This window comes from Lentibacillus salicampi, assembly GCF_004565465.1.
In the GTDB taxonomy this organism is placed as follows: Bacteria; Bacillota; Bacilli; order Bacillales; family Amphibacillaceae; genus Lentibacillus; species Lentibacillus salicampi.
The window spans coordinates 14,087-39,685 of the sequence record NZ_SRHY01000031.1 but is presented as its reverse complement, the minus strand read 5'-3'; the positions used below and the strand labels follow the sequence as shown (position 1 = coordinate 39,685).

Below are 25,599 nucleotides of genomic sequence, written 5' to 3'. Positions count from 1 at the left end.
TTTAATTGTCTTCCAGTAATTACCATTTATTTACTGGTCTAGTTTCCTATTGCCTTTTTTAAGCAAATCGCACCTTGATAACTAAATATTTATTTATTTTTCACTTGACATCTTACCGCAGGTCTTTATGTTTTAATCGAATATTTCTGAAATACAAAAATAAGTACCTTCTCAATTGACGAGGAAAAAGGCCAACGAGGGTTTTGGGCAAAATGGATCTTGAAGCTTGCGTGCGGGTTGTGTCTCTTGCAACACCTATTTATGTTAATAAACAAATGATTATTTATCAAATTGCAAATAGACTGATATGATACGATAAACACAGATATGACAACGTTATTCACAAATAACATGTTAAAACCAGACTTATTTGATAAAATACTCGATATATCGACAAAATCGGACATTGCCAGGTGAGTTTGATAAATCCACCTGTTCAATTAAAAAACCTCAGCAAATCAACATGAAATGACTATAAACGATCTATGCAGTTTCATCTTTCTCATAAAAAAAGCGCTTACCTTTTAAGAAAAACTGCCTCCAATTGAATGAAGACAGTTTTAAGATGAAGCAACTATAATCGGTCATGGTGGTTTTAGAATCTGTCAGCTGGTACTGACTGGCGATGACCAGCCGGTTTCAAACGTAATCGTCCGTTTCCTGCATTTATTCAGACGCTATCCCGCCGGTCGTTTTAATAATCTCAATTACCCGTTCACGTGCTTTTTCACTCTGGTACTTTTTCATATGATCAATCATAACCGGCGCCTGGTTTTTCAGCTTAAACAATTCCTGTACCAGAGTTTCCTCTGCCAAGGCTTCCTCTTCCATCACTCTGGCATAGTTTTTATTTTTAAATGAGTTGGCGTTGATGATCTGATCGCCCCTGCTTGCTGATTTTGACAGTGGAATCAGCAGCATTGGTTTTCGCAATGCCAAGAATTCGAAAATGGCGTTGGCGCCCGCACGTGACAGGACAAAATCAGTTGCTGCAAACAGATCCTTCAGCTCGTCATTGACATAATCAAACTGTGTATAACCATCCCGGTCAATGGACGGGTCAGTCTTCCCCTGACCGCAAATATGGGCGATTTGAAATTCGGATAAAAGCTGATCAAGACCGGCCCGTACTGTCTGGTTGATCTTTTCCGCTCCACCACTACCCCCCATAATGAGCAACACAGGCTTTTCTTTGGTAAATCCGCACATGTCCAGTCCTTTTTCCTTATTACCCTGGAAAAGCTCTTCCCTGATAACTGCCCCGACGTATTCACCTTTTTTTTCCGGGAGATATTCCATGGTCTCCGGAAAGGTTGCCAGCACCTTTTTAGCGAAAGGAATGGCAATCTTGTTGGCGAGGCCCGGGGTAAAATCAGATTCGTGGATGACTGCTGGCACGCCACGCAGTCTTGCCGCCATGACAACCGGTACGGAAACAAACCCGCCCTTGGAAAACACAACTGCCGGCTTCCGTTTTCCGATAATGCGCCACGCATCTATTGTCCCTTTCAGCACTTTGAACGGGTCTTTCACATTTTCCTTTGACAAATAACGTCTTAGTTTACCCGTAGAAATCGAATGATACGTGACACCATCCAGTGATTCGATTAGTCTCTGTTCAATGCCATTTTTGGAACCGATATAGTCAATTTCCCATCCTTCCCTCTGAAAAACAGGTATCAGTGCAATATTGACGATCACATGACCGGCAGTACCGCCTCCTGTAAATAAGATTCGTTTCGTACGCATAACAAAGCACTCCTTCTATCACAACACATGCGAAAAATCCGGACACACATCAAATTTCCCAAATATGTCCGCTACTCTGAGTTCATACAAGCAACGTGTATACCATGCTGATTATATTCATTACAGTATCATGAAATATCTTTTTCAACTACATTTTTACTTTAATTATAAGAAAAGCACAGGGTAACTTGTTCACCCCTGAAAAGCTAAAGCAAAATTTATAGTGGCAGATTTTGCCACGTAAAAATAGTTGCTTAAGACCTCGAGAGGGCAGGCGCTGGAACTAGCTATTGCTGACAAAGAGCTTCATATAGCCAAAAATTTCTTATCTTAAAATGAAAGCAGGCACAAATCCCCTATGGATGAGCGCCTGCTTTTGTTCATTGCTTTCTTTTCAAGGATCTGGGCCTTTGAAAAAAGGTTTAAAGTGCGTGTTCAAAAAGGAGGATAAAAAGGACCGTCATCGGCTAAATTCGCGACGTCAATCGCCAACGCCTGCACTAGCACGTCAATCGCGTCGAAGTTCGAGGCGACGCAGTTTTGAGCGCGGGCTTCTCGCGTGTTGTGGTGAGTTCTGCGCTGGCGATTGACGTGGGCGGTTTTAGCAGAACTTCTCCTATGCCTTTTTGATACATGAGCATAAGGAATGCTTCAATGAATCCGCATCGCACGCAGGAAAAGTGGTTTTCTTTTCCAAGGAGCGGAGAAACAAGCCAACGAAGAAATTCGATGTGTCGTTTTTACCGGACTTTTTGAACAACCTCTTAAAGAAACAGTCCTGCAATCGTGGCGGACAGAATCGAAGCCAGCGTTGCGCCAATAAGCAGTTTCATACCAAAGCCGGAAACTTGTACAGCTTTTTTGCTGTCAATTCCCTGTACAGTTCCTGCAATGATGCCAATCGACGAAAAGTTGGCAAAGCTGGTCAGGAACACCGTGACGATTCCAATTGTTTTTTCGGACATGTATCCAAGTTTTTGTTCAAATTCCAGCATCGCGACAAATTCATTGGTAACAATTTTCGTTCCCATGACACCACCGGCTTCAATTACTTCACCTGGTGAAATGCCCATTAGAATACCAACTGGTGCTATGATATACCCGAGAATCTCCTGCAGCGTGACACCGGCAAATATAAATTGAATCAACCAATTAACCAATTCAAGTGCAGCAATGAATGCAATCAGCATTGCCGCAACAATTAAAGCAATTTTACCGCCGTCCAGTGCCCCATTACTCATGGCTTCAAAAATACTTTTGTCCTGCGAAACTTCTTTCACATCAACTCTGTCTTCCTCTTTTGGCACATTGACCGGTGCAATCATAGACGCGAGAATGATCGCACTGAACATGTTGAGCGGCAATGCCGCTAGTACATATTCAGGCGGCAGAATTTGCAGATAGGAACCAACAATGGACGCCGATACTGACCCCATCGCCGATGCACTGACAATATACAGCCGGTTATTATCCAAATGATGGAATTGCGTTTTAATGGCCAATAAGGCTTCGGACTGTCCAAAGAAGATACTATTGACCGCATTAAACGACTCTACTTTAGGCAGCCCGGTTATTTTTGATAATAACCCGCCCAAGTATTTAATAATCGGTGGCAGAATCCGCAAATATGTCAGAACAGAAAGAAGTGTCGAGAAAAAGATAATTAAAAGCAAAACATTAAAGAAGAATACACTTCCACCTTCTGCTACCTGAATACCGCCAACAACAAAATTAACACCCTCTGTACCGAATTCAATCAATTTGTTAAACGCGGCTGAGATGCCCTCGATAATGGTGCGGCCTATCTCTGTATTAAACATGAACCAGGTAATGACAAGTTGTGCGAGCAGCATGACACCAATGCCCCTGTAATTAATATGTTTCTTGTCATTGGACATTAAATAAGCCAGTCCTAATACAATCATGATTGCTAAAATACCAAACAAAATATCCACTGATGTGCCTCCCTTTGAAGTTAAACCGAGTTCAAGACTCTGAAATGGCTTACAACAACGCCTTTTCCTTAAGTGATTGTAACAGGTTGTCAGACGTCTGGCAAGGTAGAATTTTTCTATATGATATTGTTAGTCATTCCCTGTAAGCATGAATTTTAACATCACAAAAAAATTCGAGTTTGCCGTGTCATTTTCACCAGACTTTTGAATAACCTCTAAAAATGTCTTTTTCGGGAGAAGCTTTACCATACTATGCAATATAATTCCCGAATTTCAGCCATTTAAAAGCCCCCGCAATGACTTCTCATCAATGCGGGGGCGTATTCAACTCAATCAGCCTTCCAACAATAAATCATACGGGTCTTCCAGCAATTCTTTTATACGCACAAGGAATTGGACAGCTTCCTTGCCATCAACAATCCGGTGGTCGTATGATACAGCAAGGTACATCATCGGACGCACTTCAATCGAATCATCCGGCATAACCATAGGACGCTTTTGAATGTTATGCATTCCAAGTATTCCAACTTGCGGAGCGTTCAAAATAGGCGTTGACATCATCGATCCGAATGTGCCACCGTTTGTAATCGTGAAGGTTCCGCCTTGCAAATCCTGCAACGCTAGTTCTTTGTTGACTGCCTTTTGACTGACATTACGGATTTCCCGTTCAACCCCGGCAAAATCCAGCTTGTCTGCGTCACGAACGACCGGTACGACCAGTCCTTCTTCCGTGGATACCGCAATACCAATGTCATAGAATTTTTTCAGCACAAGTTCTTTTCCCTGTATTTCTGCATTCAACAGCGGAAAATCTTTTAATGCACCGATCACAGCTTTGGTAAAGAACGACATAAAGCCTAACTTAATATCGTGCTTTTGCATAAAGCTTTCTTTCCGTTCACTCCGGAGTTTCATGATCGCCGACATATCGACTTCGTTAAATGTTGTCAGCATAGCTGCTTCCTGCTGAACATCCACAAGATGGTTGGCAATCGTCTGACGGCGGCGTGACATTTTCACACGTTCAACCGGCTTATCAAATTCTGTTTTCTCCGATTGTTCCGGTGCTTCTTTTTTAGACGGTTTCGATTCCTTCTGTTCGCTTCCGCCTTTCGCAGTGGAATCAACATCTTCCGGGCGGATACGGCCTAATGGATCACGTGACTGGACATCACTCAAGTCAATGCCGAGTTCACGGGCGCGCTTACGGGCTGCAGGAGATGCAACGACATCTTGGCTGGTGTCGGAAGAAGCATCTTTCTGTTCCTCCTGTTGACCTTCCTTGGCCTCTTCTTTTGATGATTCTGCCGTTTTATTCTCTTTAGCACCATCATCAGCGGCTTCAGCCGTTTCCTCTTTGGTTTCTTCACTGGCATTGCTTTCGCCAGCCTCAGCATTTTCGTCCAATTTTGCAATGACGTCTCCAACTTCAACATCATCGCCTTCTTCGGCTGTGATTTCAGTTATAACACCTGCGTAATCCGTGTTCACTTCAACGTTGACTTTGTCTGTTTCCAGTTCAACTACCGCATCGCCCTTTTCAACTTTGTCACCTTTTTTGACGAGCCATTCAGAAATCGTTCCCTCAGTAATCGACTCTGCCAATTCCGGAATTTTAATTTCGCTCACTGGAATCTCCTCCTTCTGACGGATTAATTGCTTGTTTAATAATTTGCTGCTTTTCTTTTTTGTCCACATTAGGCTCCCCTACAGCTGGTGATGCACGATGTGGACGGCCGATATAGCGCAGTGTCTGATCGTCTGTTAATAACGCCCGCAGGTAATCATCAACGAAGTCCCAGCTACCCATGTTCTGCGGTTCTTCCTGTACCCAGACGATTTCTTTTAAGTTCGGCAGTTCTTTTAATTCTTTTTCCAGCTGCTTTTTCGGGAACGGATAAATCTGTTCCAGTCTGAGCGCGCGCAGCCAGTCAAACGTTTCGTCCGAATCAACAATGGCCTCTTCAATATCCACCATGACTTTACCACTGCCGATTAACAGTCTTGTTGCATTTTTCTTGCTCACTTTCAGATTAGGCTGCTGTCTTACGGGTTCGAATTTGCCCTCTGAAAATTCTTCCGGGCTGGAAGCGACCCGCTGATTACGCAGAAGGCTCTTCGGCGACATCAAAACGAGCGGACGTGCCTCTTCTTTTCCGCGCATCGCTGCCTGCCGGCGAAGCAAATGGAAATATTGCGCGGACGACGTGATATTGGCCACAATCCAATTGTTCTCCGCTGCCAATTGCAAGTAGCGTTCCAGACGTGCGCTGGAGTGTTCAGGGCCCTGTCCTTCATAACCGTGCGGCAACAACATCACCATATTTGATTTATCGCCCCACTTGGCACGAGCAGCTGCAATGAATTGGTCAAAAATCACCTGAGCAGCATTGGCAAAGTCACCAAATTGTGCCTCCCAGATAACCAGTGTATTCGGTGCCTGCACACTATAGCCATATTCAAACCCCAGAACGCCAGCTTCTGACAGCGGACTGTTACGAATATCAAACGATACATCCACGCCTTCAAGACCGTGCATCGGGCAATAGGTTTCCCCTGTTTCGGCATCGTGAAGAACCAAATGACGATGTGCAAACGTCCCGCGCTCTGTATCCTGGCCTGTTATACGAATGGGGATTCCATCATTAAGAATAGATGCATAAGTCAATGCTTCACCTGCACCCCAGTCCGCCTTATTCCCTTCTTCCAGCACATCATCACGTCTGCTCAGGATCCGTTTCAATTTACGGAAAACCGTAAATCCGTCCGGACGTGATTGCAAATCGCCGTTCAGTTTTTTCAGGGTTTCCAGCGGTACAGCTGTATCAAACTGGTCGAGCCCGTTTGTTAAGGCTTTTGGCATCCGTTTAGCTTCCGCCTCACCTGAATCATTTTCCTTCATATTTTCATAAATTTCCCGCAGGTTGGATTCGGTCCGCTCTTTTAAATGATCCAATTCATCCTGTTCAACAACACCTTCTTTTTGCAGCTTTTCAGCAAAAACATGTGCTGTCGTTGCGTGGTTATCAATATCCTGATACAAGTAAGGCTGTGTCGCCCGTGGTTCATCCATTTCATTATGACCATAACGGCGATAGCCTACGAGATCAATCAGAAAATCTTTATGGAATGTTTGACGATACTCATATGCCATTTTCATGGCAACCACACATGCAATCGGATCATCAGCATTCACATGAACAATAGGAATCTCAAACCCTTTTGCCAAGTCACTGGCATAACGTGTTGAACGACCATCGTTCTGGTTTGTTGTATAACCGAGCAGATTATTCGCAATAATATGCAGTGTTCCACCTGTCTGATAGCCCGGCAACCCTTTGAAGTTCAGCGTTTCAGCAACAACACCTTCCCCGATGAATGCCGCATCACCATGAATTAATACAGGTAATGCTTTGCTGAAATCCTGCTCAGGGTAGCCTTTTTGAAAACGGTTATCCTGGCCTGCACGTGCAAATCCTTCCGCAACCGGGTTCACAAATTCCAAGTGTGATGGGTTATTGGCAAGTGTTATCCGTGTTGCCGTTCCGTCCTCTTCTTTGACATCTTTCGTTGCGCCAAAGTGATATTTGACATCCCCTGTCCAGCCGGAGTTAATACCGGTTGAGCCTTCAGAAGGGATTAATTCCTTGTCAGGAGAATGGTGAAACTCGGAAAATATATTGTCAAATGGCTTACCAAGAACGTGTGCCAATACACTGAGACGGCCGCGGTGTGCCATCCCCATCATAATGTGCTCAATCTTGTCCTCGATTGAATTTTTTACAACGCGATCAAGCATCGGAATCATCGACTCCAATCCTTCAATGGAGAAACGCTTTTGTCCGACGAAAGTTTTTTGCAGAAATTCTTCAAACCCTTCTACCTGAGCCAACCGTTCAAGCAGGCTTTTTTTATTTTCATCTGAACCTGCCGCATTATATTTGCCTGACTCGATATAATCCAGCAGCCATTCGCGTTCATCATCATCGTTCACATGGTCATATTCAAACGTAATCGTCCCGGAATACAATTTTTTCAGCTCCCGGATCACTTCAAAGCCATCTCCCACTTTATCCGGAGACTGCTCCCATAATAAGGAAGCCGGGATATTCCGTAAATCTGCCTCAGATAATCCGTACGTCTCAGGGTCAACCAGATTTGTTTTACGATTGACATGCCCCACCGGATAAATGTCTGCCTCAAGGTGTCCAAAACGACGAATAGCCTCAACAAGTCTCATTGCTGAGGTTAACTTTTTAATATCGCCACCAGACGACACGGGTTCAGTTGTCCGGCTTGTGCCTTGTGAAGATTCACTCCAATCAGGGGCGCCATGCTTATCAAAAAGCTCAATTAAAGATGGATCAACTGCATCACGGTTTTCCTTGTATAACTCGTATTGTTCCTCAATATAGCCCATATTCGGCCCATGAAATCTGCCCCAGAATCCTTCATGGGTTTCTTCATTCTGTGCCACGTCTTATACCCCCATTAGAAGTTAACTTTATCCCGTTTCAAAACGGCTTTTGAACTCTGTTGCCATTATAGAACTTTAGCGTTCGACTCTTCAACTAATATACCCTATTTAAGCAAACGAAACAATAAAGGAACCAGGTGTTTTAAAAATAAAATAATTCAATCTTCCAACCGGGGAGAACAACATTTCAAAATAAGCGCTCACGGTTCACATCAGAGGAATTATTCGATATAATAAGGGCATGATATAAACAAAACGTGTTGTACATAGGTTAGACAAGGAGGCAATATCATGAAACTGGCACTGATTTTAGCTGTTGCTGTAACATTTGTGGTTTCCTGCTTTACTGCGGGTTATGATGCGAAACCTGGCGTACCGAAGCGGGATCAATAAGAAGTTCACGAATCAAAAGCACCGGCAGTTCAGCCGATGCTTTTTTCATAGAGACCGTTTATGCCATTCCTGGGAATCCTTGCTGTCTTAATGCTTCATAAACAATAATGGCTGCTGTGTTCGCCAAATTCAGCGAACGGACTTTGTCACCCATATGAACCCTCAGACATTGATCTTCTTTCCCTTTTAAAAAGTCATCCGGAAATCCGCTGCCTTCCCTGCCGAACACAAAAAATAAATCCTGATCCGTATCGGTAAAATCATAGTCGGTGTAATAATTTGATCCGACATTTTCGATATAGTAATACGCCCCTTCCGGATGATCCTGATATAACTCTTCTATGTCCTCATATTCACGGACATCCACATAGGGCCAATAATCCAGTCCTGCCCGGCGAACCATTTTATCATCGGTGGAAAATCCAAGTGGATGAATCAGATGCAAGGTTGCGTTTGTTGCCAGACACGTTCTGGCAATATTTCCTGTGTTGGCCGGAATTTCCGGCTGGTATAGTACGACATGCAGGCTCACGTTCCATTCTCCTCTTCCAAATATACATTACAACTCCAACATTATACCACTTAACCATCAATCCGGAAAAACTTATACTGAATGTCAGGTGTCCAGGCAGTGGAATCCTCGTAGGACCAGTACCGGTTGCGGCTGTTATCTGTATGGGCATTAACCAGCGGCATTCCATTGGCATCTTTGGCAACGACAATCGTATTGTGATTCCAGTTGCCGTCCCCCTCAAAATCATAGCAGATAATGTCACCGGGGATCAGGTCACGGGCCGATTCCATCACCGTCCCTTTTAACCCTGACGTTGATCCGCTTAGATACCAGCGCATTGAATGGGCCACCGCCCAGCTGAAGCTCCAGTTATCATCCTGATACCACCAGCCGCTCCCCCGGTCAGGCGCCCCCCGCATCGGCGCCCCGCCAGCACGCAGGCACTGTGAAACATAATTGGTGCAGTCCACGTTAAATTGCCGGTACGCCGGGTTATAACTATTCCACCACCGCTCCGCATACTGGACAGCGGCCCTTCTATCATAAGAAAACCGCTCACCTGCAGAGTCTCTTAGCGATTCCGGCTCCATCACCGGGATCTTTTCATCCGGAAGCTGTTTTTCTGCCAGCCGGTGTTCCATGACGCGCCCATTTTCCCGCCGCAATTCAAACGGCATAACCAGTTCTTCCCGGAAAAATTGATCCTGCTGCTTGACCAAAAAGGATAAATGCATAAGGTACCGGAAGATCGATTGGCCGGAATACCGAAGTTCCTCAAATACATGCCCTTTTCCGCTGATCCGGACAATCTCCGCCTCACGCTCACGATTTAGGCGCTTCTTCCGTTCCCACCAATTATCCTCCTGCCGGTCAGATTGAAAAAAATCAAGCCAGCTTTCCTGTAATGTTTCCATAAAAAATCCCCTCCATCAATAGTATATGGAGAGAATGATTGTCCAAATCCTGGTCACTGAAAACAGATCCGGTGAAAATGGACCGTAATCCCCAAAAGCGAGGGATATATTAAGAGAAAATATAATGTTTTTAATCCCATATAATGAAGATGAAGTTACTTAGAATCTAAGATTGCTAATCTCAATTGGAAAATACCATCCCTTCATAAATCACCACCAATACCCTAATTATCTTGCCTTGATCCCCTACTTTGCTATCCCTTTTTTAAAACTACTCCAAGAAAGAATGCAAAAGGACCAAACGCAATAGAACTAAATATATAAAGCAAAAATGCAGATATCCAATTTATTGTTAACAGTAATATTTTTTACTATCCTTCTTCTTAATATCTTCTTCTACTGTAAAAAGCCTCTATATCAGTCTAATTCAAATTATTAAAATATTTACAATTTGTAATATTTTTGTTATATTAGAATATGCAAGTATTCCCATCATAAACTAGGAGGGTAGAAAAAGTCATTACTTTGTGAAAGCATTGTTTTCAGGGAAACTTATATGTTACAAAATGGAGGGATTTAAATGTCAAAACGTTGTATTTTGACTATCACTGCAAGTTTTGTATTAACCCTGTTTGTTTATGGATCACCCGTTTTTGCCGAGACAACTGATGAGGGAGTAATTTATCAATCTAGTGAAATTAAAGACGTTGAAAAGCTATTTGAAAGAGCGAAACATAATATTTCAGATATCCCAAAACAAGAATTGCCGCAAATGGTTGAACAAAAAGGTATTTTAAAAGGAGATAAAACTTCAAAAGAAATAAATAGTCAGTCTACAACTCAATTATTAAAAAAGGAAATAAAACCAAATGATGCACAAATACAGTCTTTTGCAACTACTAGTTTCAACATTGTAACAGGGAAGGACTTAGATGTCACTAGTCGTTCTGGTCGAAAATATGGAGAAGACTTTGATTCAAGTTATGGCGTAAGAGCCTATAGCACACTGTATTATGACGAGGTTACTGATTCAAATGGAAAAGTACATTATGATTTAACAAGAGTTTCAGGAGGATGGGATGTGAATGATCCCACATTCAATTTATCTAATCAGTCTGTTAATTACGGTGCAGAAGGATGGAGTTCATATGCAAATGGATATGTACGAGATCAAAACTCAACAAGATATCTAAGTGGTTTTAGTTATACGTACTATACTCCCTCTTCATGGTACCCAATTACCTTTGATACTAGCTGGTATATATTTGGAATGAATAGCTATACAGATATTTCAAAATCTGGAGATACTTGGGAGTTACATCTGCAAAATCAATATTAGGTAAAATATAAAAGTGGCAAAACTTCAGTTTCATAAAAAGTGTTTTGCCACTTCTTGAAAACCGTTAGAATATTTTTAAGTATATAGTGGGGGGAATGGAAGTATGAAAAAGGTAACACTTTTTATTTTTGTGTTGGCTTCAATTATGATCTTTGCTTCTTGTAGCGAAGATCCAATAGATGATTACGCACGTTATTACACTGAATTAATACCTGATCAGGAAGGGCAATATCTATTATTCTCTGTTGAAGATGATATAACTTCAGAACAATTAGAAGAACAAAACATCGGTATTTCAAATATTATCTATGAATCATCATCGGATCTAGTTAATAATGAATATCCAAAATTAAATATTGAAAAATCTCCTGCATATATTCTGTTTGACACAAATGGTATGGTATATAAGACGTATGACTACGAAAAACTGCTTGAATATTTAAAAGAAAATCCTCAAGACCAGGTTAATTAATCTTCTTCCCCCTTTAACCCGGACGTCGAGCCGCTTAAATACCAGCGCATTGAATGGGCCACCGCCCAGCTGTAGCTCCAATTATCCTCCTGGTACCACCAGCCGCTCCCCCGGTCAGGCGCTCCGCCGGCACGCATACACTGTGAGACATAATTGGTACAATCCACATCAAACTGCCGCTACGCCGGATTATAACTGTTTCACCACCGCTCCGCATATTGAACAGCTGCACGCCTGTCATAAGAAAACCGCTCACCTGCCGAATCTCTTAGCGATTCCGATTCGATCACCGGATTCTCTTCATCCGGAAGCGGCCTCTCCTCCCTCCGATGTTCCATGACTTCCCCATTTTCCCGTCTTAATTGAAACGGCACGACCTGCTCTTCCCGAAAAAATTGATCCTGCTGCTTGACCAAAAATGATAAATGCATGAGGTACCGGCTGATCGATTGACCGGAATACCGGAGTTCTTCAAATACATGCCCTTCCCCGTTGACCCGGACAATGTCAGCCTCACGCTCCCGGTATAAATCCTTCTTCCGTTTCCACCAATTATCCTCCTGCCGTTCAGATTGGAAAAAATCAAGCCAGCTTTTTTTTAATGTTTCCATAAAAAATCCCCTCCATTAATAGTATATGGAGAGAATGATTGTCCAAATCCTGGCCATTTGAAACAAAAAAAGTGAATGACGCTGTTTCATTATAACGTTTACTGGTATGGTCTTATGGGAACGTTAGTATTGATAACAAATGAAATTTTTTGAATAGAGGACGTGTAATAAATGTCAAATCAAAATTTCACGAGAAAATATTTTGTGATGGGAAGCCAGGATGTGCCAGCGGATAAAGATGCAGAAAACATACTACAAGAAGCTATTCAGGCAGGTATTACGGCTTTTGAATTCCGTGAACTGGGAGAGGACCAGCTTTTTGGAACAGACAAAATCAATTTTGGTACCAAATTGCGTAAAATCTGTAAACAGTATGATATCCCTTTTATCGTTAATGATGACATTGAAATGATGAAGTTGCTGAATGCGGACGGAATTCGTTTGAATCAGGAATATGAAGGATTTGAACAATTAAGAGAACAATATCCCAATAAATTAATCGGCTTGACGATGTCATCGGCAGAACAGGAGGATGGCGGTCAGCTGGTGTTAGTGGATTTTGTGGCTGTCGGTCCCTTATTTGAAGATTTGCCTCATATTGAAAAGAAAGCGCCAATCGGGCTGGACCTCATCAAACAAATCAGCGCCACGTATCCGACGCTTCAGGTAGTTGGGTTTGGCGGGATTGATACGACAAACGCCAATGATGTCATCGACACAGGTGCCAGCGGGGTTGCTATTATATCCGCCATCACAGAAGCGAACGGATCGATTGGGGATGCCGTTAAGAAGTTATAACTGAACGTACACCCTGTATTAAGAAAAACGCAAGCGCCCGTTTAGCAACGTACAAACTGGAGCACTTCGCAATGAGATAAAGGAAACACGGTGAGCTGGAAGCGAACCGATGTTGACTTATCGTAGTGGAGGAGTGTGAAGTTTGATAGTTGCTGGGCGCTGGCCGGCTAAGTTCGGCACGTCCTGTGCCAACGCCGGCACTAGTACGTCCTGTACGTCGAAGCTGGACATGGCTATTGCTGACAAAGAGCTTCATATAGCCGGAAATTTATACTTTCTTATCTTTTGAAACAAACATCAATGTCTAAAATCAGGCGTCCTTTACGGGCGCCTTTTGCTTGCTCATCATGTACACTGTGGGACACTCAAGAATTACGGAATTTTATGATTGATTAACATCAATCAATTCGAGGTTAAGCTGCCATGATATACCAAACTGATCATTGACCCAGCCGAACTTCTTACTAAAACCATAGTCACCAAGAGGCATCAAAGCCTCTCCATCTGCAAGAAGACTGTCATAAAGATGGTTCAGCTCCTCTTCCGAATCACACGTCACAAAAATTGAGAAGGATGGTGTAAAAGAGAAATTATGAACGGGTAAGCTATCAATGCACATAAATTCTTGTCCCTTTAATGAAAAGGACGCCATCATCACGGTCCCCTCTTCTCCATTTTCATCATCCGCACCATAACGGACAATATTCGTAATAGCTGAATCCTCGATAAGTGACGTGTAATAATTCATGGCTTCTTCAGCCTTTCCACCCTGAAACATTAAAAATGGTGTAACCTTTTCCATTATAACTCGGCTCCTTCTATGTGATTTTTACTCACTGAATACTATTTCTTTATAGACCGCTTCTGGTACAGTGCTAAACATATTAATTGTTGTGGTATAAAAAAAGGCCATTAAAAGAGGACGGGGCATAACCCTCAGAAGTCCCGTTCAAGAGAAAATAACGCTCATTACGATTTCAAAGTCCGGAAAAAGATCTGAAGAAAAGATATCCTCTTCCTTGTAAATATATGGTGTTCCAAACATACCGTTTTCTCCAAGGATATATTGCTCCATAATTTTCTCATTAGGGTAAATGAGCAGGTACTCTTTCACACCATATTTTTGATACTGGTTCAATTTCTCAATGCGGTCTCTTTGCCAAGTGGAAGGAGACAGAACCTCCACTATGAGATCCGGGGCGCCCTTACACCCTCTGCTATCTAATTTTCTTTCGTCGCAAATCACGCTAATATCAGGCTGTACAACATGATATTCCTGTTCATCATCTGCGGCTGATAATCTAACATCAAAAGGAGCAACATATCCTTCGCATGGCCGCTCTTTTAAAATTGGGTATAGTTCCCCCGTAAGTTGGGTTACAATACGTTGGTGTTGTCTCGAAGGTGCTGCTTGCACATAGGGAATACCGTCAATGATTTCATAACGTGGTTCATCAGACCAAGTGAGATAATCAGCATAGGTTACTCTCTTGGAATGCGGTTGATTTATGCTCACAATAGACACCTCCTAGGTTATTCTTATTGTAACACCTTTAAACCAATTCGCTTAACACCATATGGCTCTTTCCATATATTCAGGTTTTCTTGTGTGAAGACACGCACCTAAGCTATTCATAGTTTTTTTTCAAGTATAATTTTGGGTTCACACTGTTGATCCGTTTCTATACCAACCACATTAAAGCCACATCTTATATTCAAAATAAGCATATTTCGCCATTTATTCTTTGTTTTAGTTTGAACGGTCTTATAACCCTTGCTTTTCAGGTGAGAATGCTGTTCATTCATCAGTTTGGATGCAATGCCTTGGTGCCTATGAATTTTATTGACCCCGCCCAACCAACTATAAAATATGTCCGGTTTCATCTCATAACCGATTTTATAACCCACAACCTCTTCCTTTTCTATTCCCACTGAAAAGAGAATTTTGTGCTTGTGTTTCGCCTTCTCAATTAATGTGGCAGAGTCCTCGAAAATCTCTTCATGTAACCTTAAAATTTGGGCCATTAACTGTTGTTCGGGAAATCCAGTCTCAAAATGTACACACTCCAAAAACAATCCCACCCCTATATGTATAATATACGTTTACCAGGACCGTTTACTGTTTATCTCCATTTTTTCCTTAAATGCCTGTGTAAGATTTATACCTTGTCGATTTGCAATTTCGACAGCATTCCATATGACATCAAATATTTCATGACTAAGTGCTTTTTTTATTTCCAGCTGCTTATCATCCTCTGCAAACCTTAAATTTAACAATTCCTCACTCATTTCGCCGACTTCACTCATAAAGAATAAATAACGTTCTTCATCGGAAACATTAGAAAACCCTTTTTCCTCGCAAAACGCTTTAACATACTGTTGAAAATCATCCAGGTTCATAAACTATCTCCTTTCACCGGGCTTCATGTGACAGCAGGTATTCTTTTTTATCTAAGCCGCCACCGTAACCGACCATTTTGCCATCCGTTCCAATAACCCGGTGACAAGGCACTACGATCGAAAACGGGTTCTTGTTGACAGCACCGCCAACTGCACGGACGGCTTTCGGATTATGAATGGCCTGTGCAATATCTTTATAGGTTTTCGTATCACCGTATGGAATGTCATTCAAGGCATGCCAGACTTTTTGCTGAAAAGGAGTGCCATAAAATGTGACATCGAATGTAAAGTCCCGTCGTTTTCCCTGAAAATATTCACGCAGTTCGGTTGCAGCATGGTCGACTTTTTCAGGCTTTTGAATGAATACTGGCTTGTCAAAATAACGGCTGCTCCATTTTTGCAGTTTCGCTTCAACATCAGCAAACGATCCAAAATCTATTCTGAGAACTTTTTCACCATCACTGACAATCGTGAGTGTACCAATCTGAAAGTTCATTTCACCGTAGTACATCTCCATCATTAACGCCTCTTTTCAAGTAGTTTTTAATCAGGTGCAAAAAACCTTTTTATAAACTTTCATGTCCTGTTCTCTCATAGTTGAGATAAACTGCAATGTATTTAAAATTTTCAGAAATCGGTTTATGCCACCCTGATTACCGCTAAGTGCTTAGAAACTCTCCGGCAATATACTTCGCTTTCCATGGGCACGGCCTCAGCCTCCTCGGAAAGCAAAGAGCGCTTTCCTGCGGGGTCTTCGGACACGTGCTGTTCCCATAGGAGTCTACGTATATTGCCTCCGATGGCGAAAGGAATTCTGAATACAAGTGGCTCCAAACCCATGGAAAGCGAGTATTTTTCCTGTGCGACGAATTAACACTTATCCCTTATTTCGGGAACTGTCTTTCGCTCCAATCAACGCCATGTTAGCGAAGGAAATACACGGAGACTCCTGCGGGAAAACGAAGACGATGAGACCCCGCAGTGAGCGGTTTTCTCACGAGGAGACTCATCGCGAGCCCTAAGGTTCGCGGAGTGTATTTCCGTAGCAGCAGTCCAACCACCATCTCAGTCTACGTCGCAGTTTATAGATTTTGTGTAAAAGCAATAATCGTTTAGAGAACAGCCTTTGTGAACCTCTCCACCCCTAAATCAATGATTTTGATGGAGCTTCCCTATTCACGGACGATGGCTTTGTTCTAACGAACCGAGTTTTACATCATCTCCCAGGGCTTTGTTTTATACTGTTCGGACAGGACCTTGCCCTACAGGTTGGAACAATCTATTTATGCGGTTGGACACAGACCCAGAAAAGCCAGTCCAGCTTTTTCAATATTGATGGCAGCATTATGGTCGCGGTCAAGAATGGCCCCGCATGACTTGCATACATGTGTGCGAACAGACAGAGATTTCTTGACACGCTCATCACATCCGGAACAGTCCTGACTGGTATAGTGCGGTTTAATGCTTACGAGTTTTCCACCATTATTGTTACATTTGTATGCGAGCATATTACCAAAAGCACCCCAGCCAGCGTCATGAATCGACTTTGCCAAATGACGGTTTTTCACCATGTTTCGGATCATCAGGTCTTCTACAAAAACAAATTGATAAGTCTTCGAAAGACGAAAACTCAGCTTATGGAGAAAGTCACGGCGCTGGTTTGCAATTTTTATGTGCAACTGCTGCACTTTTTGAAGTTGTTTCTTCCAGTTGTTTGAGCCTTTTTTCATGCGGGAAAGTTTCTTTTGCGCTCGCTGCAGTTTCTTTTCTTCTTTCAAGAGGAACTTTGGGTTTTCGACTGTCGTCCCATCGGATAAGACGGCAAACTTTTGAATACCCACATCAATGCCTGTTGATTGAACAGGAAACTCAACCGTTTCGTTTACGTGTCTTTCAACACTGAATATCGCAAACCAGCGGTGACCCTGACGTTTGATAGTGACTTGTTTCACTTTCCCTTCCAATGGACGATGAAAATTTACATACACTGTCCCGAGCTTTGAAATAAGAAGATGATTGTTCTCGTCTAGCGAAGCAGCATGACGCACAGCACTTACTTTGACTTCACCGGTTTTCTTTTTTACATGTCGCTTTTCGACCCCAAATTGTGTGAATGTCAGTGAATTATAATCTTTATATTTCTTGATTTTCGGATAACGTGCACGCCCTTCGAAAAAGTTCTTGTACGCTCGTTCCAGACGAAAAAATACCTCCTGCAAAGGTTGCGACGGTACCGTTTTAAGAAGTGGAATCTTTTGTTTATCTGCTTTTTGCTGTTTTTGTAATTGTGTTCGGGACAGCCCTGTCTTGTTCTTTTGGTAAAAACGCTGTTTATCCAAAAGGGCGGAATTATACTGCTGGCGACAAATGGATAGCCAGCTATCCAATGTCTGAATCTGTTCTTTGTTTGGAAACACTTCATATTTATAATTCATGCGCACCAGCATTTGTTGTCACCGTCCGAACGTTAGCTTTATCATCACTATATCAAACAAGTGTTCCCTTGTCAAGAATCTTTAGTTTTTTTATAACCATAAAGCACCGATTCATCCCCCACTAAATCACAGATTTTGAAGGAGACTTCTCGGCAAATTTGTTAAACGCAAGTCCTTTTTCCATTTCGGCCATGACTTGTTCATCGCTTTCCTTTTCCGTTGCCGCTTCAATTGCTGCAAATGCTTCATCTGTACCGATTTTCCCAAGCGACCATGCTGCTGTACCACGGATGACCGGCCGCGGGTCATTATTCATAACGGCAATCATGTCATCGACAGCTGTCTCATCCTTGTAATGAGCAAGCGCGATTAGAGCATTGCGTTGCAACGGTTTTTTGCCACGCCATGAACCGGCAATATGTCCAAAAGTATTCTTAAATTCCCGATTGGAAATCCGGAGCAACGGCTTCAATTTTGGCTTGGCCACATCCGGTTCTGGTTCAAACTCGGGATGATGATGAACATCAATTTTCTTATTATAGGGACAGACGACCTGACATGTATCAAATCCGTAGATGAAATTCCCGATTTTCGAGCGGTCTTCATCAGGCATAAACCCTTTCGTCTGTGTTAAGAATGCCAGACAGCGCTGGGCGTTAAGCTGTCCGCCCTGCACAAGCGCTCCGGTCGGACAGGCATCCAGGCATTTCGTACACGAGCCGCAACCATCCTCAAGCGGGGTATCCGGAATAAATGGGAGATTCGTGATCAGTTCACCCAGATAGACATACGAACCGAATTCCGGTGTGATCATCGCGGTATTTTTGCCGCTGAACCCGATCCCGGCCCGCTCGGCAACAGCCCGATCAGACAATTCACCCGTATCAACCATCACTTTCATCGACGCTTCAGGTACTTTTTCCTTGATAAAGGCTGACAATTTCCCGAGTTTTTCCCTTAAGACTTCATGGTAATCCACACCCCACGAAGCACGGCAAAACACGCCGCGTCGCTCTTCTTTCGTGCTTTTCGGACCATCCTTTATACGGGATGGATACGCCAGCGCAATGGAAATGATTGATTGAGCTTCTGGCAGCAGCCGCTCAGGTTCTGTCCGTTCCTCAATCGACCCTTTTTCAAAACCCGACTGGTAGCCAAGTTCCTGTTGGCGCTTCAATCGATCTTTCAATCCTGCAAATACGTCTGCAGAAGCAAACCCGATTTTGTCGATGCCGATTTCCCGGCTGTATGCCACGATATCTTTCTTGAGTTGTTCTGTCTTCATTCGAGCTGCCTCCCTTTCTGTCAGATTACTTCTGATTAACCCTTGCTGTGCGCATTCTGTTCAGGACAGCGGCAATTTCATACCGTCTTGGACGGGCAATATCGCCAGGGTGCTGGTCTTTAAACACCGTAAACGAGGCAAGTCCGTTTTGATTCATTTGCTGCTCGATGTCATCGAGGAGTTCATATAGTGTTCTACCCCCAAGCGCATTAGTACGGTCCAGGTATTGGATGATTTCGGCAATCATGCGTGTCTGTGACGTATCCACGAGTTGCTCAGTCGCCGCAAACGAAATATCCGTCTGTCCCATCAGTATTTTAGTCAGCCCTTTCGCCTGCGTTTTGGATTTTTTACCTTTTCTGGTCTGCAGGGAATGCTGCTGAAAGCACCGTTCACTGATGCTGCCAAATGCATCGTTATCTGTCGCCCCCCGGTCAATTGGGTTTTCAGATAGTATCCTTCTTGCTTCATCTGTCACATTGTATGGCACGTAAGCCTCCATCATAATGACCGAATCGGCAACGTCAAAGTAATCTCCGGAACCACCCATTACCAAAAGTGTCGACACATCAAGCTCATCACGCATCTGTCTGATCTTATCAATAAACGGGGTAATGGGCTCTTTGTCTTTATGCACCAGCTGCTGCATCCTTTGGTCACGAATCATAAAGTTGGTGGCACTCGTATCCTCATCAATCAGCAGCGTTCCAGCCCCGGCTTCCAGTGCCTCCATCACATTGGCTGCCTGTGACGTACTGCCACTGGCATTTTCCGTTGAGAAAAATGTCGTGTCCTGCTTGTGCGGCAAATTATTGATAAACGGTGAAATATTCACACCTGTTACTTGACGGCCATCTTCAGCACGGATTTTCACCGCATCCGGATCTGTAAGCACATATTGACGCCCATCCCCTTGTGTATGTGAATAAATACCGCGTTCAATCGCTTCCAGGATAGTACTTTTCCCGTGGTAACCGCCGCCGACAATTAATGTTATGCCTTTATCGATTGCCAAGCCTTTAATTGGTTCTGTCTGATGGGGGATGTCGATGGCCACCTCATTTTCTTTCGGGCTCTGAAACGGAACGGCGTTTTTCAAAGGCCGGTTGCTGATTCCGCTCCCCCTTGGAAGAACAGACCCATTGGCAACAAACGAAATCCAGTTGTTTTGACGCATTTTCTCCCTGATTGCTTCCTGCTGGTCAGCAAGCTGGACAGCATCTTCAATTTCTTTATCGTTAATTGAAAAAACAGAATTTCTTAAAATGGCAGGGATGGCGTTGGCAAACAATTTCTCTGCCTCTCTCCCATTAATTTTGCGCCCGTTCGCCGGCAAGCCTACTGAAATGCAAACAGTGATGGCGTTTGAGTCAGCTTGCACAGCACTGCGCTCAAGCACTTCCTGCCCAGGAGAATCAAATTGAATGTTGCCGCTTTTTCCGGATCCTTTTATGAAAAAATTGCCTTTTGCAATGGCGTCACCGACCTTGCGCGCAATGACGTCTTCTGTTGCCACTCTGCGTCTGTACGACTCGAGCCAGCTGTCTTTAAGCGCACGTTTTTTTCGCGGAACAATCGCCCGGATTTTAGATGGTGTGGCAAATGGATCACCCTGAACATAATCGATATATAAATCAAAATCGGGAAATTTGTAGTGACCCTGAATATCCTTATATGCTTTATAGCCTTTCCCATCAATCTGTTTCAATGTTTGCAATAATTGTTTCATAACGTATCCCTCAATTTACGGTAGTTTTAACCTTAGAATACATGGTGAACATGGCGCATTCAAGCAATGCGGATATAAGTAAAAAACGCAATGCTTCGATAGTTGGCGAAACACTGCGTTAAGACATATGTATGGAGCGGGTGATGGGAATCGAACCCACGACATCAGCTTGGAAGGCTGAGGTTTTACCACTAAACTACACCCGCGCATGGCTAATTGATGAATTCTATTTTGTTACTCACAAGCCTGTCATGCTCGTCGCGTTGCAAGTGATGTCTGTGAAGCATACGCTCCTCGCAACTCGCAGCTTATTCGGTGGATGCGTTGCTCGTGGCTGAGGTTTTACCACTAAACTACACCCGCACAAATCGTCACCTGCAAAATATGTATTTTTTTGCGGAACATTTTTCATTATACCAATCCGGCATAATGAAATCAACCATTTTGGATGAATTTTCGCTGAACATCCTCGACCTTCTTCTTTCATGATTATAATCGAAGCCAGATTCAATTAGGAGGCACCAACGAAGAAAATATCTTTATTTTTTCATACCCCTTTTGACCATCTTCCTTCGATTATAGTTACGCCTCCCCTATAGTACACAATTTTCCACACTGCATTGATGGCAGGCAAGCATCTTGGTGAAGTAATTCATATTTTTGATCAGATAAAATTTATTATCATTGACGATAATTCCTTGTTTTTTCCATTTATTCACAATCCGGCTCACGGTTTCCCTGGAAACAGCAATATGCCTGCTGATATCCTGGATCATGACCGGTTCGGTAATCCGAACACCCTCAGGGGTTACGACACCATGCATGTTCGCGTAACGCACAAATACAGAAGCGACCGCGCCTTCAGATCCAAAAGCAACGTAATCACGTATTTTCGCTTTGCTTGCCTCCAATGATTCAGCGATCCAGCGGGTAAAGTGAAGACCGACTCGGCCATTTTGCGATAAAATGTCAGCGATTGTCTCCCGCTTTACCGCAGACACAACACTACCCTGTAAAGCTTTTGCGGCGTTGGAATAACGATCACCGCCAAAGACACCAATTTCACCAAAGCCATCGTTTATACCGCGGGTGAAAACGGTCAGCTCCCTGTGTGGTTCAATGTGTTTAAAAATGCGTACTTTTCCACTATGCAGAAAATATAAATGATCAGCGGGAGCGCCTTCTTCAAAGACGAGTGAATTTTTGGGTATATGTAATTCATTTGACGCAGCAATAAGCGTATCACAATCCGATGCGCTTAACCGTTCCAGGATAGGTTCCATCAGTGTTCCTCCTTTTCCTAGTGCCATTATAACCCTATTATAAGGGAATTTAAACCATTATTCCGTGATATTGGTCACGCTTTACAGAAAAAGAATTGCACTATAAAATAACAGTAAGTTTCAAGGAGGCGAATGAAATGTCTGTTTATCCGACAATACTGTCACAAACCAGTCTTATCAGCCGTGACGACCTAACATACCCCTTTGAAGAACGGGGGCTCCAGTTTGGCGACGGTGTCTATGAAGTCATCCGGATTTATCAAGGGGCATACTACCTATTGACCGAGCACATTGACCGCTTATTCCGTTCCGCTGGTGGTATTAAAATTGAATTGCCATTTTCCAAACAGGAGATTACGAATCTATTAAATGATTTGTTGACTCAAAATGAAATGGCGTCTGACGGGATTGTATACCTGCAGGCCACACGTGGTTCAGCGCCACGCATCCATGCTTTTCCGGCAGATACGCCCGCAAATGTATACGCCTATATTCAGGATATGCCACGCAAAACGGAAAACCTAAAAAATGGGGTTTCAGCCATCACACAGCGGGACACGCGCTGGGAGAATTGCTATATTAAGAGTTTAAATCTGCTTCCGAATGTTCTCGCCAAGCAGGCAGCACAAGAGAATGGCAGCTATGAGGCTATTTTGGAACGTGACGGGATGGTGACTGAATGCAGTTCTTCCAATATCTATCTCGTAAAAAACGGGACCATATATACCCACCCTGCGACAAACAGGATTCTCCACGGCTGTGTCCGCATGCGCGTAGAACAGTTTGCTGGTGATTTGGATATGCCGTTTGTTGAAGAAGCTTTTTCGATTGACGATATCAAGGATGCTGATGAGGTATTCCTGTCGAGCAGCACATCAGAAGTTATGCCGATTGTGAACGTTGACGGCAATCAGATTGCTGATGGTGCACCCGGCAGCATCACCAGAAGACTGCAGGCGGTATACGAGACCGATGCCGGCATCAACAAACAGCAAGCTTAGCCTTTTGCGTACGCAAAAGGCTCTTCTTATTTCATCATGCCGGATTGATTCGTAACGCGAAACAGTTTAAGGTTGACTCAAAGGCAGACGGAATTCAGGCGTAAACGCGATACATGGACGCGTTTCCCTGAAACATGGGCGCGTCCATCAAGTAGCGGCCCGTGTGGTCTGAATTTAGGTTGGGACACATGATTAAAAATCCAATTGGGAGGGGACCCATTATGAACCAAACGAAGCGCCACTTGACGGCAGAGGATTTGAAACATATTGAAGTCTACAGCGACCCGCAATGGACGCCGGACGGGAATGCGTATGCATTTGTATCCACCGTTGCAAATAATGACAATGACTACGCGTCACAAATATTTGTCCAGACATTATATGGACAAAAACCAAAGCAATGGACGTTTGATAATGCCAAGAACAGTCATCCGCGCTTTTCACCTGATGGCAAAAAACTCGTCTTTCAGTCAACCAGAAGCGGAGTCCCGCAATTATGGCTATTACATACTGACGGCGGCGAAGCAAGGCAGCTGACTACATTTAAACATGGTGCTGTCAGCCCCGAATGGTCAAAAGACGGCCGAAAGATCATTTTCAGTGCGCCACTGGAAAAAGACGACGACGTGACAAATCAACATGAGCCATCCAAAGAAGAACGCCAAAAAGAACAGGAAGAAAAACAGAAAAAGCCACTCGTTATCAATCGTTTGAAGTATAAATCGGATGGTGAAGGATTCCACAATGACAAACACACGCAAATTGTCCTGTACGATGTGGAAGATGAAACCTTCGAACAGCTAACATTTACAGATACAGACCACCATTTTGAAGACATATCACCGGATGGAAATCATATTCTATTCAGTGCTAACCTAAGCGATGACAGAGATTACGAATTAACGAACGACCTTTATCTACTGAATGTAACCTCAAAAGAAATGAAAACCCTGACAAACGGAAAGGGACAATATGGCAATGCCCGTTTTTCGCCGGATGGATCAGCCATTGCCTGTTTCGGCCACGAATTTGCATACCAGGGTGCGACACTGAATGACTTATTCATATTTGATGCTGCATCCGGTGACGGAACCTGCCTCAGCAACGACTGGGATTTTCAATTGGGTGACGCCATGATTGGTGATACACGTTTGGGACAATCGGAAAACGGGCCCGTCTGGAGTGATGACGGCCAGCATTTATTTTTCATTGGAACGGATTTTGGCGCAACGGGGCTGTACCAGGCTGATACGAAGGGCGAATTGAATGTGCTATATAAAGACAACAGTCACGTCTTCGGATTTTCCCGTAATGGCGCCAAGTTTATTCTAGGTATCAGCACACCGGTAAACCCCGGCGACTTTTATCTAATGAATCACGACAGCAACATAACACGCTTAACGGATGCGAATAAAGAATTCCTTGATACCGTTGAATTAAGTGAACCGGAAACATTGACGTTCAAGGCCAAGGACGGATGGGATATTCAAGGCTGGCTGCTCCGTCCATATGGTTTTGAGGAAGGCAAAAAATACCCGTTCATACTGGAAGTCCACGGCGGTCCGCACGCGATGTACGGCCAGACGTTTTTCCACGAATTACAACTGCTTGCCGCCAAAGGTTACGTGGTGCTCTATACCAATCCGCGAGGCAGCCACGGCTATGGCCAGACGTTTGTGGATGCATGCCGGACAGACTACGGCGGGAAAGATTATACCGATTTGATGAGCGCCGTCGACTATGTGCTTGCCGAATATGATTTTATCGACGAAAACCGGCTTGGTGTCACCGGCGGCAGCTATGGCGGCTTCATGACCAACTGGATTGTCGGACATACGAACCGATTTAAAGCAGCCGTCACACAGCGCTGCATCAGCAACTGGCTCAGTTTTTACGGTGTCAGCGATATCGGTTATTTTTTCACCAAATGGGAGCTGGGGAAAAACTTGCTTGAAGACCCGGCAAAACTGTGGGACTTTTCTCCATTGAAATATGCCGAGAATATTGAAACCCCATTGCTGATTGTCCATGGGGAAAAAGACTATCGCTGCCCGATTGAGCAGGGTGAGCAACTGTTTGTGACGCTGAAACATCTGCACAAGGTCGTTGAATTTGTCCGCTTCCCTGATGCCAGCCACGAATTAAGCCGGAGCGGCAAACCCGAGATGCGCATTGAACGCCTGAATCATATCACACGGTGGTTTGACGAATATCTGTAAAACTAAAAGGACGCCCCCATTACTG

At 43.6% G+C, this 25,599-nt stretch carries 22 protein-coding genes and 1 tRNA gene; 5 read left to right on the top strand and 18 right to left on the bottom strand.

All coding sequences use genetic code 11. The features are described from left to right. Positions 1 to 666: 666 nt before the first annotated feature. From E4U82_RS14625 to E4U82_RS14600, 6 genes are all read right to left on the bottom strand, one after another. Positions 667 to 1,749 (bottom strand): undecaprenyldiphospho-muramoylpentapeptide beta-N-acetylglucosaminyltransferase, encoded by a 1,083-nt coding sequence (locus E4U82_RS14625; RefSeq protein WP_135110897.1) that lies wholly within the window; start codon positions 1,747 to 1,749, stop codon positions 667 to 669. Between the two features lie 764 nt (positions 1,750 to 2,513). Continuing rightward, positions 2,514 to 3,704, bottom strand: a complete 1,191-nt coding sequence (locus E4U82_RS14620; RefSeq protein WP_135110896.1) for a NupC/NupG family nucleoside CNT transporter — start codon at positions 3,702 to 3,704, stop codon at positions 2,514 to 2,516. A gap of 333 nt (positions 3,705 to 4,037) precedes the next feature. Beyond that, on the bottom strand, positions 4,038 to 5,333 hold the full coding sequence (odhB, locus tag E4U82_RS14615; RefSeq protein WP_135110895.1) for a 2-oxoglutarate dehydrogenase complex dihydrolipoyllysine-residue succinyltransferase: 1,296 nt from the start codon (positions 5,331 to 5,333) through the stop codon (positions 4,038 to 4,040). Next, complete coding sequence (locus E4U82_RS14610; RefSeq protein ID WP_135110894.1) at positions 5,320 to 8,181, bottom strand: 2-oxoglutarate dehydrogenase E1 component; 2,862 nt, start codon at positions 8,179 to 8,181, stop codon at positions 5,320 to 5,322. Before E4U82_RS14610 ends, odhB begins: the two co-directional genes overlap by 14 nt. A 451-nt stretch (positions 8,182 to 8,632) precedes the next feature. Further along, positions 8,633 to 9,106, bottom strand: coding sequence for a tRNA (cytidine(34)-2'-O)-methyltransferase (locus E4U82_RS14605; RefSeq protein WP_135110893.1), 474 nt, complete (start codon positions 9,104 to 9,106; stop codon positions 8,633 to 8,635). A gap of 50 nt (positions 9,107 to 9,156) precedes the next feature. Continuing rightward, entirely contained in the window at positions 9,157 to 10,002 is an 846-nt protein-coding gene (locus tag E4U82_RS14600; RefSeq protein ID WP_135110892.1) for an amidase domain-containing protein, read from the bottom strand. 580 nt (positions 10,003 to 10,582) lie between these two features. Here E4U82_RS14600 and E4U82_RS14595 point away from each other — a divergent pair. Next, complete coding sequence (locus E4U82_RS14595; RefSeq protein WP_135110891.1) at positions 10,583 to 11,341, top strand: hypothetical protein; 759 nt, start codon at positions 10,583 to 10,585, stop codon at positions 11,339 to 11,341. A 103-nt stretch (positions 11,342 to 11,444) separates the two neighbouring features. Then, positions 11,445 to 11,813, top strand: coding sequence for a hypothetical protein (locus E4U82_RS14590; protein ID WP_135110890.1), 369 nt, complete (start codon positions 11,445 to 11,447; stop codon positions 11,811 to 11,813). On the opposite strand, the gene E4U82_RS20340 is transcribed toward E4U82_RS14590, so the two are convergent. Beyond that, positions 11,810 to 11,980 (bottom strand): amidase domain-containing protein, encoded by a 171-nt coding sequence (locus E4U82_RS20340; RefSeq protein WP_245183599.1) that lies wholly within the window; start codon positions 11,978 to 11,980, stop codon positions 11,810 to 11,812. The two genes, E4U82_RS14590 and E4U82_RS20340, sit on opposite strands and share 4 nt — an antisense overlap. A 33-nt stretch (positions 11,981 to 12,013) precedes the next feature. Further along, positions 12,014 to 12,424 carry a hypothetical protein gene (locus E4U82_RS14585; protein ID WP_245183598.1) on the bottom strand — a complete coding sequence of 137 codons (411 nt, stop codon included), beginning with the start codon at positions 12,422 to 12,424 and terminating at the stop codon, positions 12,014 to 12,016. 171 nt (positions 12,425 to 12,595) lie between these two features. Here E4U82_RS14585 and E4U82_RS14580 point away from each other — a divergent pair, with 171 nt between their 5' ends. Next, on the top strand, positions 12,596 to 13,222 hold the full coding sequence (locus E4U82_RS14580) for a thiamine phosphate synthase (RefSeq protein ID WP_135110889.1): 627 nt from the start codon (positions 12,596 to 12,598) through the stop codon (positions 13,220 to 13,222). A gap of 382 nt (positions 13,223 to 13,604) precedes the next feature. On the opposite strand, the gene E4U82_RS14575 is transcribed toward E4U82_RS14580, so the two are convergent. The 10 genes from E4U82_RS14575 to E4U82_RS14530 all read right to left on the bottom strand — a co-directional run bounded on the left by E4U82_RS14575 (position 13,605) and on the right by E4U82_RS14530 (position 22,354). Further along, entirely contained in the window at positions 13,605 to 14,024 is a 420-nt protein-coding gene (locus E4U82_RS14575; RefSeq protein WP_135110888.1) for a VOC family protein, read from the bottom strand. Positions 14,025 to 14,171: 147 nt separating this feature from the next. Then, positions 14,172 to 14,738 carry a Uma2 family endonuclease gene (locus E4U82_RS14570; protein WP_209300589.1) on the bottom strand — a complete coding sequence of 189 codons (567 nt, stop codon included), beginning with the start codon at positions 14,736 to 14,738 and terminating at the stop codon, positions 14,172 to 14,174. Between the two features lie 116 nt (positions 14,739 to 14,854). Next, positions 14,855 to 15,292, bottom strand: a complete 438-nt coding sequence (locus E4U82_RS14565; RefSeq protein WP_135110887.1) for a GNAT family N-acetyltransferase — start codon at positions 15,290 to 15,292, stop codon at positions 14,855 to 14,857. A gap of 33 nt (positions 15,293 to 15,325) precedes the next feature. Beyond that, entirely contained in the window at positions 15,326 to 15,622 is a 297-nt protein-coding gene (locus E4U82_RS14560; protein WP_135110886.1) for a MazG nucleotide pyrophosphohydrolase domain-containing protein, read from the bottom strand. A gap of 13 nt (positions 15,623 to 15,635) precedes the next feature. Further along, a complete protein-coding gene (locus tag E4U82_RS14555) occupies positions 15,636 to 16,139 on the bottom strand; it encodes a methylated-DNA--[protein]-cysteine S-methyltransferase (RefSeq protein WP_135110885.1) in 504 nt (167 codons plus the stop codon). A gap of 766 nt (positions 16,140 to 16,905) precedes the next feature. After that, positions 16,906 to 18,063 carry an RNA-guided endonuclease InsQ/TnpB family protein gene (locus E4U82_RS14550; protein WP_135110898.1) on the bottom strand — a complete coding sequence of 386 codons (1,158 nt, stop codon included), beginning with the start codon at positions 18,061 to 18,063 and terminating at the stop codon, positions 16,906 to 16,908. Positions 18,064 to 18,178: 115 nt separating this feature from the next. Then, positions 18,179 to 19,342 carry a tRNA epoxyqueuosine(34) reductase QueG gene (queG, locus tag E4U82_RS14545; RefSeq protein WP_135110884.1) on the bottom strand — a complete coding sequence of 388 codons (1,164 nt, stop codon included), beginning with the start codon at positions 19,340 to 19,342 and terminating at the stop codon, positions 18,179 to 18,181. Between the two features lie 25 nt (positions 19,343 to 19,367). Then, positions 19,368 to 21,071, bottom strand: a complete 1,704-nt coding sequence (locus E4U82_RS14540) for an ABC-ATPase domain-containing protein (protein ID WP_135110883.1) — start codon at positions 21,069 to 21,071, stop codon at positions 19,368 to 19,370. A 132-nt stretch (positions 21,072 to 21,203) separates the two neighbouring features. After that, positions 21,204 to 21,277: transfer RNA gene (locus tag E4U82_RS14535), tRNA-Gly, on the bottom strand. Between the two features lie 387 nt (positions 21,278 to 21,664). After that, a complete protein-coding gene (locus tag E4U82_RS14530) occupies positions 21,665 to 22,354 on the bottom strand; it encodes a Crp/Fnr family transcriptional regulator (protein WP_135110882.1) in 690 nt (229 codons plus the stop codon). Positions 22,355 to 22,491: 137 nt separating this feature from the next. On the opposite strand from E4U82_RS14530, the gene dat reads away from it, so the two are divergent. Both dat and E4U82_RS14520 read left to right on the top strand, forming a co-directional pair. Next, a complete protein-coding gene (gene dat, locus E4U82_RS14525; RefSeq protein WP_135110881.1) occupies positions 22,492 to 23,355 on the top strand; it encodes a D-amino-acid transaminase in 864 nt (287 codons plus the stop codon). A gap of 221 nt (positions 23,356 to 23,576) precedes the next feature. Then, on the top strand, positions 23,577 to 25,574 hold the full coding sequence (locus E4U82_RS14520) for a S9 family peptidase (RefSeq protein ID WP_135110880.1): 1,998 nt from the start codon (positions 23,577 to 23,579) through the stop codon (positions 25,572 to 25,574). Positions 25,575 to 25,599: the final 25 nt, after the last annotated feature.

Bases quoted from the DNA above. Each gene is read 5' to 3' on its own strand.
- E4U82_RS14625 (WP_135110897.1), bottom strand. From the start codon at position 1,749: ATGCGTACGAAACGAATCTTATTTACAGGAGGCGGTACTGCCGGTCAT.
- E4U82_RS14600 (WP_135110892.1), bottom strand. From the start codon at position 10,002: ATGGAAACATTACAGGAAAGCTGGCTTGATTTTTTTCAATCTGACCGG.
- E4U82_RS14595 (WP_135110891.1), top strand. From the start codon at position 10,583: ATGTCAAAACGTTGTATTTTGACTATCACTGCAAGTTTTGTATTAACC.
- E4U82_RS14590 (WP_135110890.1), top strand. From the start codon at position 11,445: ATGAAAAAGGTAACACTTTTTATTTTTGTGTTGGCTTCAATTATGATC.
- E4U82_RS14585 (WP_245183598.1), bottom strand. From the start codon at position 12,424: ATGGAAACATTAAAAAAAAGCTGGCTTGATTTTTTCCAATCTGAACGG.
- E4U82_RS14580 (WP_135110889.1), top strand. From the start codon at position 12,596: ATGTCAAATCAAAATTTCACGAGAAAATATTTTGTGATGGGAAGCCAG.
- E4U82_RS14575 (WP_135110888.1), bottom strand. From the start codon at position 14,024: ATGGAAAAGGTTACACCATTTTTAATGTTTCAGGGTGGAAAGGCTGAA.
- E4U82_RS14560 (WP_135110886.1), bottom strand. From the start codon at position 15,622: ATGAACCTGGATGATTTTCAACAGTATGTTAAAGCGTTTTGCGAGGAA.
- E4U82_RS14555 (WP_135110885.1), bottom strand. From the start codon at position 16,139: ATGGAGATGTACTACGGTGAAATGAACTTTCAGATTGGTACACTCACG.
- queG (WP_135110884.1), bottom strand. From the start codon at position 19,342: ATGAAGACAGAACAACTCAAGAAAGATATCGTGGCATACAGCCGGGAA.
- E4U82_RS14540 (WP_135110883.1), bottom strand. From the start codon at position 21,071: ATGAAACAATTATTGCAAACATTGAAACAGATTGATGGGAAAGGCTAT.
- E4U82_RS14530 (WP_135110882.1), bottom strand. From the start codon at position 22,354: ATGGAACCTATCCTGGAACGGTTAAGCGCATCGGATTGTGATACGCTT.
- dat (WP_135110881.1), top strand. From the start codon at position 22,492: ATGTCTGTTTATCCGACAATACTGTCACAAACCAGTCTTATCAGCCGT.
- E4U82_RS14520 (WP_135110880.1), top strand. From the start codon at position 23,577: ATGAACCAAACGAAGCGCCACTTGACGGCAGAGGATTTGAAACATATT.